This window comes from Kitasatospora sp. NPDC058170, assembly GCF_042883905.1.
Classification (GTDB): domain Bacteria; phylum Actinomycetota; class Actinomycetes; order Streptomycetales; family Streptomycetaceae; genus Kitasatospora.
Map to the genome: position 1 here is coordinate 107801 of NZ_JBHVUV010000011.1, position 6904 is coordinate 114704.

The following is a 6904-nucleotide window of genomic DNA, read 5'->3' on the forward strand; positions in this document are numbered from 1 at the left end:
CCCCTCGTGAGTAACCGATGTCATGTGCCAATGGCACGCCGAACCACGAATTTCCCAGAAGATCGGGTGGATATCACGGGAAACACCGGAGCTCCGGGCGATGCCGTGATAGAGGCCCGGGAGATCGGATTCCGGCCGTAGGCTGGGATGGTTCCGCGCCCCCGTAGGAAGGTAGCCAGCCGTGCCGCGCCGCAACCGGATCAAGATCGCAGCCGACCACGAGGCCGCGGAGCCGGCTCCCCCGCTCGGGGGCTCGCTGCGCCGCACCGAGAACTACCAGGGCGAGGAGTGGGTGGTGCAGACGGTGGCCGGCACGGCCGGCCGCCACTACCGCTGCCCGGGCTGCGACCAGGAGATCCCGCCGGGCGTCGGGCACGTGGTGGCCTGGCCGATGCACGGCGCCGGGGTGGACGACCGCCGGCACTGGCACCGGGCCTGCTGGGGCGCCCGCGAGCGGCGCGCCTCCAACATCCAGCGCGGCCGCGGCGCCCCCCGCTACTAGTGCCGCGTCAGGGCGCCGCGGCCGGTCAGGCGTCGCGGTTCTTCAGCACCAGCGCGCCGCCGACCAGTGCGGCGAGCGTCCAGGCCAGGCAGATGGTGAAGCCGGTCCACGGCCCGTAGGGCTGCCCGTGCTGCTCGTACACCAGCAGCATCCGGGAGCCCGCGTAGTCGGGGAAGTAGTGGGCGAGCGTCTTGACCTTCGGCACCGCCGAGAGGATCGGCGAGAGCAGGAAGAAGAACGGCACCAGCACGCCCAGCGCCAGCGTCTGGTTGTGCAGCATCGCGGTGACACCGGCCGAGAACAGGCAGAGCATCGTCAGGTACAGCGCCGCTCCGAACACCGCGCGCAGGACGTTCGGGTCGCCCAGGCCGGTGGAGTGGTCGCCGAGCAGTGCCTGGCCGACGAAGAACGTGATGAACGCGGTGACCAGGGAGACCGCCAGGGCCAGCGCGCCGAGTACCACGGCCTTGCCGGCCAGCAGGGTGCCGCGCTGCGGCACGGCGGCCAGGGTGACCCGGATCATCCCGCTGCTGTACTCGTTGCCGACGGCCAGCACGCCGAAGACGATGATGGCCAGTTCGCCGAGGATGATGCCGGAGAAGGCGGTGCCGGTGGCGTCGAAGGGGGTGTCCTCGTCGCCCCGGAACTCGCTGAAGTTGTTGTTGGTGAGCAGGGACAGCAGCGCGCCGACGCCGAGGGTGATCACGAAGGCCAGCGCGAGCGTCCAGACCGTCGAGCGGACACTGCGGATCTTGGTCCACTCGGAGCGCAGGACCGCGGGGAAGGACGCCATCTCAGTTCTCCTCCTGCCGGGCCGTCGCCGGCTGCTTCACTGCCGCGTCCTGCCAGTCGGCGCCCCAGGTGCCGGGCGCCCCGGCCGCGTCGCGGCCCTCGCCGTCCCCGGCGTGGTACTCCACCGAGTCGGCCGTCATCTGCATGAACGCCTCCTCCAGCGAGGCCTGTTGGGGGCTGAGCTCGTGCAGCACGACGTCGTGGTCGGCGGCGAGTTCGCCGAGCTGGGCGAGGTCGCCGTCGACCACCTCGACGGAGCCGTCCGGACCGGGTTCGTGCCGCAGCCCGGCGCCGGCCAGCAGGTCCAGCAGCCGCTCCGGCTGGGGGGTGCGCAGCCGGACGGCGGAGCGGGAGTTGCGCCGGATGAACTCGGCCATCGGCAGGTCCGAGAGCAGCCGGCCCCGGCCGATGACGACCAGGTGGTCGGCGGTGACGGCCATCTCGCTCATCAGGTGGGAGGAGACGAACACCGTCCGGCCCTCGCCGGCGAGGCGCTTCATCAGGTTGCGGATCCAGAGGATGCCCTCCGGGTCCAGCCCGTTGACCGGCTCGTCGAACATCACGATCTCCGGGTCGCCGAGCAGCGCGGAGGCGATGCCGAGGCGCTGGCCCATGCCGAGCGAGAAGCCCCGGGCGCGCTTGCGGGCCACCGGGGTGAGCCCGACCAGGGCGAGCACCTCGTCCACCCGCCGGGTGGGGATGCGGTTGCTCTGGGCGAGCCAGAGCAGGTGGTCGCGGGCGGTGCGGCCGGGGTGGACGGCCTTGGCCTCCAGCAGCGCCCCGATGTACTTGAGCGGCTCGCTGAGCTGTCCGTACCGCTTGCCGTCGATGGTGACGCGGCCGCCGGTGGGCCGGTCGAGATCGAGGATCATGCGCATGGTGGTGGACTTGCCCGCACCGTTGGGGCCGAGGAATCCGGTGACCACGCCCTGCGGTACCTGGAAGCTCAGCCGGTCGACGGCAAGGGTCTTGCCGTAACGTTTTGTCAGGTCGTGCAACTCGATCATTCGGACTCCTTACTCTCCGTCAGGCTATGACAAAGCGGACATGGCGGCCCGCTGAGTGCGCCCGCCGGGCGAGCCGAACTACGGTGGGGCCATGACCCAGCTCCCCTCCGCATTGTCGGTCCGCGAGAGCGGTACCGGAATGCCCCTCGTGCTGTTGCACGCCTTTCCGCTCAACGCCTCGATGTGGAGCGCCCAACTCGACGGGCTGCCCGGTCTGACCGGCGACGAGGCCCGGGTGCTCGCCCCCGACCTGCGCGGCTTCGGCGGCACCGAGCTGGGTGCGGACGAGCCCTCGCTGGACGCGGTCGCCGACGACATCGCGCTGCTGCTGGACGCGGCCGGGATCGACCGGGCGGTGCTCGGCGGGCTGTCGATGGGCGGGTACGTGGCGCTGGCCTTCGCCCGCCGTCACCCGCAGCGGCTGGCCGGCCTGCTGCTGGCGAACACCAAGGCCACCGCCGACCCGGAGCAGGCCCTGGCCAACCGGGAGCGGATCGCCGCCGCCGTGCTCGCCCGGGACAGCGTCCGGCTGCTGCTCGACGAGCGGATGGCGGCCGGTCAGCTCGGACCGGACTCCGGCCACCTGCTCGACCGCGTCCAGGACATGATCGCCGCGGCCCCTCCGGCGTCCGTCGCCTGGGCGCAGCGGGCGATGGCGGCCCGCCAGGACACCCTGGAGGTGCTGGCCGGGGTGCGGGTGCCGGTGGCCGTCGTGGTGGGCGCCGAGGACGCCCTGACGCCGGTCCAGGAGGCCGAGCGGATGGTCCGGGCGCAGCCGGCGGCCGAGCTGACCGTCCTCCCCGGCGTGGGCCACCTCAGCGCGCTGGAGGCACCGGAGGCGTTCAACGCCGCCGTACGCGGACTGCTGGCGCGGGTGGCGGGATGACGGAGGACGCGGCGGGCTGGGACTTCTCGGCGCTGCAGGTGTCCGGTCGGATGCCGGTCACCAACCGCAGCGAGGAACTGGTCGAACTGACCTTGGAGCCGCTCGGCGAGGACTACTGGATGCGGCCGGGCGAGACCTTCATCGTCACCTCGTACGGGGACTTCGGCTCGGGGCACCCCTTCGAGGTGCAGTACTGGCCGGATTCGGTCTCGGTCTGGTGCACCTCGTGGTTCGGCACCGTCTCGGACGACGACGGGAACCAGCTGAGCTGCGGCCACCAGCGGCCGGACGGCGCCTACCCCCGGTGAGCCGGGCCCGGCCGGGCGGCGGATCCTGACGGAGCAGCACCACGGGCCCCCACCCCGGAGGGTGAGGGCCCGTGGCGGCGGCGTCAGCGCGACTGCTGGGCGGGAACGCCCATGGTGTCGTCGTTCGGCAGCGAGGCGGCGGCCACGGCCGCGCCGGTCAGCGTCGCCAGCATCTCGCGGACGTTGGTCAGCTGGGCGTTGATGCTGTCGCGGCGGTTGGTGAGCGCCGCCAGCTCGCGCTCGGACTCGCTGCGGATGCGGTCGGCCTTGGCGTTGGCGTCGGCCACGATGTCCTCGGACTGGCGCTGGGCCGTCTCGACGGTCTGACGGGCGCGGCGCTCGGCGTCGGTGCGCAGCTTCTCGGCCTCCAGGCGCAGCTGCTCGGCCCGGTGCTCGATCTCGGCCAGGCGCTTCTCGGCCTTGGCCTGGCGGGCGGCCAGGTCGCGCTCGGACTGCTCGCGGCGCTTCGCCAGGTTGGTCTCGAACTCCAGCGCGGCCTGGGCGGCCTTGGTGCGGGTCTCCTCGAAGAGGGCGTCCGCCTCCTCGCGCTTGTTCTGGGCGTCCTTGTTGGCCTCGGCGCGCAGCTGGGCGCTGTCGCTCTTGGCCTTGTCGACGATCCGCAGACCCTCGTCCTCGGCCTTGGCCTTGCGGTCCTTGGCGTAGTTCTCGGCCTCGGTGCGGACCTGCTGGGCGGCGGCCTCGGCGAGCTCGCGGTGCTGCTCGGCGGCGCGGTGCGCCTCGTCGCGCAGGTCCTTGGCCTCCTCCTCGGCCAGCCGCAGGATCTTCTCGACCCGGGCGCCGAGACCGGCGTAGGAGGGCTCCGCCTCGGTGACCGCCGCCTGAGCGGTCTGGGTCTCCAGGTGGAGTTCCTCGATGCGCTTCTCCAGCGCACTGATCCGGGTCAAGGCACTGTCACGGTCGGCCACCAGCTTGGTGATCCGCTCGTCGACCTGGGCACGCTCGTACCCACGGCGCACCAGGTCGAAGCCGTGAGGGGAGTGACTGTCGCTCATGGGGTTCTGGGCTTCCTGTCGTCAAACCGCTGAGGTGGTTGAGGGAATCCTGTCACGGTACCGGAGTGTCGTCGGCGAAATGCCGATGCATCGCGGAGAATGTCCGCTCAATCGGGTGGTGCGCCACCGGAGCGATTGCCACCCGACCGGGGTGAGCCAACTCCGGCACCGGCCTTGGCACCCCCGTCCTTCTTGGTGTTGCTTCCCCCGTTGGTCGGTGCGGCCGGCGACGGCGCCTCGAAGGCCTCCAGGGCGGACAGCACGTCCTGCACCCTGGAGATCTCGGTGTTGATGTCCTTGCGGCGGCGCACCAGTTCGTCCAGCTCGCGGCGGCCCTCGTCGGTGACCCGCTTCGCCTCGGTGCGGGCCTCGGCGAGCAGCCGATCGGCCTCCGCCTTCGCCAGCTCGATCTGCTCGTCGGCGGCCTCGTCGGCGCCCCGCAGCCGCTTCTCCGCCTCGGCCGAGGCCGAGTCGAGCCGCTCCTCGGCGTCGTCCTGGGCGGACTTCAGCTTGGCCTCGGCCTTGATGATCAGGGCCTCGGCGCGGTCGGTGGAGTCGGCGAGCTTGGTCTCCGCCTCCTTGAGCAGGCCCTCGGCCTTGCGGACGGCGGAGATCCGGACCTTGCTGGCCTCGGCGGACGCCTCCGAGGTGAGCTCGTTGGCGCGCTCCTCGGCGGCCGCGACCAGCGCCGCCGCGCGCTCCTCGGCCTCGGCGACGGCGGCCACCGCCTGCTCCTCGGCCTCGGTCAGCTGCTCCTGGGCGGCCGTCACCAGCGCGTCCACCCGTTCGCCGGCCGACTTCATGGCCTGCGCGTTCTCCTTGCGGGCCCGCTCGTGCAGCGCCTCCACCTCGGCGTCGGTGCGCTCGCGCAGTTCCTCGGCGCGCTCGCGGACCGCGGTGGCGTCCCGGCGGGCCTCGGAGAGCAGCGCGTCGGCGTCCGCACGCCCCTTCTCGACCTCGGCCTGGCCGGCGGCCTCGCCGGCCGCGACCAGCCGGTCGGCCTCCTTGCGGGCGGCCGCGACCATCGCGTCCGCCTGCTCCTCGGCGGCCGCGGTGGTGGCCAGTGCGGTCGTCTGGGCGTCCTCGCCGAGCGCCTCGGCGTCCGCGAAGGCCTTCTCCAGAACGGAGTTGGCCTTCTCGCGGGTGGACCGGTCGAACTGCTCGGCGGCCTCGCGGGTGTCGGCGTCGAAGGCGTCGGCGCGGGCGTGGGTCGCGGTGTCGTAGTCGTCCGCGAGGGTCCGGGTGGCCAGCGCGTACTCCTCGGCCTCGGCCCGCAGCGAGGCGGCGAAGTCCTCGGCCTCGGCGATCGCGGCGGCGGCCCGCTCGTCGGCGGCGGCCACCGTCCGGGCGGCCAGTGCCTCGGCCTCGGCGCGCTGACGCTCGGCGGACTCCTGGGCGGCCCGGAGCTCGGCCTCGGCGCCGGCGCGCAGCTGCTCGTCGTAGGCCTGCGCCTCGGCGCGCCGACGGCCCAGTTCGGCCTCGGCGGCCTCGCGCTCGGCGGTGAGCTCCAGGTCGGTCTGCTCGCGCAGCGCGGCGACCTCGGCGGCGGTCCTGGCCCGCAGGTCGGCCGTCTCGCGGTCGGCGACGGCGCGCTGTTCGGTGGTCTCGCGCTCGGCCAGGGCGCGCTGCTCGGCCGTCTCGCGGTCGGCGATGGCGCGCTGTTCGGCGGTCTCGCGCTCGGCGGTGTCGCGCAGGTCGGCGGCGTCCTGCTCGGCCTGCTCGCGGAGGTCGGCGGCCTCCCGCTCGGCGGTGGCCCTGAGACCGGCGATCTGCTGGGAGGCGGCCTCGTGCATCCCGGCCACCGACTGGCGGACCTCGGCGGCCTCGTCCTCGGCGGCGGAGACCAGCGCGGCCCCGGCGGCGCGGCCGGCGACGGTCAGCTCCTCGGCGTCGACGCGGGCCTGCTCCAGCACCGCGTCCGCCTCGGCGCGCACGGAGTCGGCGGTGGCCCGGGCCTCGGACAGCTCCCGGCCGGCCTCGGCGCGGACGGTCTCGGCCTGCTCGTTGGCGAAGGCCAGTTCGGCCGCCGCCTTCTCGCGCAGGGCGCGGGCCGCCTGCTGGGCCTCGGCCTGCCGCTCCTCGGCGGCGGTCCGGGCGGACTCCAGTACCTGCTCGGCCTCGGCCTGCAGCCGGGTCGTCTCGGCGGTGGTGCGCTCGGTGAGTTCGGCGGCGGCCTGCTCGGCCTCGGTGCGCACGCGGTCGGCGTGGGCGTCGGCGGCCTCGCGCAGGGCGGTGGTCTCGGCGGCCGTGCGCTCGGTGAGCTCGGCCGCGGCGGCCTCGACGGACTCCCGGCGCGCGGTGGTCTCGGCGGTGGTGCGCTCGGTGAGTTCGGCGGCGGCCTGCTCGGCCTCGGTGCGCACGCGGTCGGCGTGGGCGTCGGCGGCCTCGCGCAGGGC

6 protein-coding genes and 1 pseudogene are annotated in these 6904 nt (G+C 73.7%); 3 read left to right on the top strand and 4 right to left on the bottom strand.

What is annotated here, in order from left to right:
• Positions 1–181 precede the first annotated feature (181 nt).
• On the top strand, positions 182–502 hold the full coding sequence (locus ACFVVX_RS14555) for an ATP/GTP-binding protein (RefSeq protein ID WP_387945214.1): 321 nt from the start codon (positions 182–184) through the stop codon (positions 500–502).
• A gap of 25 nt (positions 503–527) precedes the next feature.
• Here ACFVVX_RS14555 and ACFVVX_RS14560 read toward each other — a convergent pair whose 3' ends face one another.
• Positions 528–1295, bottom strand: coding sequence for an ABC transporter permease subunit (locus ACFVVX_RS14560; RefSeq protein WP_387945216.1), 768 nt, complete (start codon positions 1293–1295; stop codon positions 528–530).
• A 1-nt stretch (position 1296) separates the two neighbouring features.
• Entirely contained in the window at positions 1297–2301 is a 1005-nt protein-coding gene (locus tag ACFVVX_RS14565; protein ID WP_387945218.1) for an ABC transporter ATP-binding protein, read from the bottom strand.
• 91 nt (positions 2302–2392) lie between these two features.
• Here ACFVVX_RS14565 and ACFVVX_RS14570 point away from each other — a divergent pair, with 91 nt between their 5' ends.
• Positions 2393–3187 carry an alpha/beta fold hydrolase gene (locus ACFVVX_RS14570; RefSeq protein WP_387945220.1) on the top strand — a complete coding sequence of 265 codons (795 nt, stop codon included), beginning with the start codon at positions 2393–2395 and terminating at the stop codon, positions 3185–3187.
• Complete coding sequence (locus tag ACFVVX_RS14575; RefSeq protein ID WP_387945222.1) at positions 3184–3495, top strand: hypothetical protein; 312 nt, start codon at positions 3184–3186, stop codon at positions 3493–3495. Before ACFVVX_RS14570 ends, ACFVVX_RS14575 begins: the two co-directional genes overlap by 4 nt.
• Positions 3496–3578: 83 nt before the next feature.
• Here ACFVVX_RS14575 and ACFVVX_RS14580 read toward each other — a convergent pair whose 3' ends face one another.
• Entirely contained in the window at positions 3579–4508 is a 930-nt protein-coding gene (locus ACFVVX_RS14580) for a cellulose-binding protein (RefSeq protein WP_218201876.1), read from the bottom strand.
• A gap of 107 nt (positions 4509–4615) precedes the next feature.
• Positions 4616–6904 (bottom strand): annotated as a pseudogene (locus ACFVVX_RS14585) (hypothetical protein); the annotation flags it as partial.

What these genes read in the sequence shown, in the direction of transcription:
- ACFVVX_RS14560 (WP_387945216.1), bottom strand. Translation starts at nt 1,295, where the DNA reads ATGGCGTCCTTCCCCGCGGTCCTGCGCTCCGAGTGGACCAAGATCCGC.
- ACFVVX_RS14565 (WP_387945218.1), bottom strand. Translation starts at nt 2,301, where the DNA reads ATGATCGAGTTGCACGACCTGACAAAACGTTACGGCAAGACCCTTGCC.
- ACFVVX_RS14570 (WP_387945220.1), top strand. Translation starts at nt 2,393, where the DNA reads ATGACCCAGCTCCCCTCCGCATTGTCGGTCCGCGAGAGCGGTACCGGA.
- ACFVVX_RS14575 (WP_387945222.1), top strand. Translation starts at nt 3,184, where the DNA reads ATGACGGAGGACGCGGCGGGCTGGGACTTCTCGGCGCTGCAGGTGTCC.
- ACFVVX_RS14580 (WP_218201876.1), bottom strand. Translation starts at nt 4,508, where the DNA reads ATGAGCGACAGTCACTCCCCTCACGGCTTCGACCTGGTGCGCCGTGGG.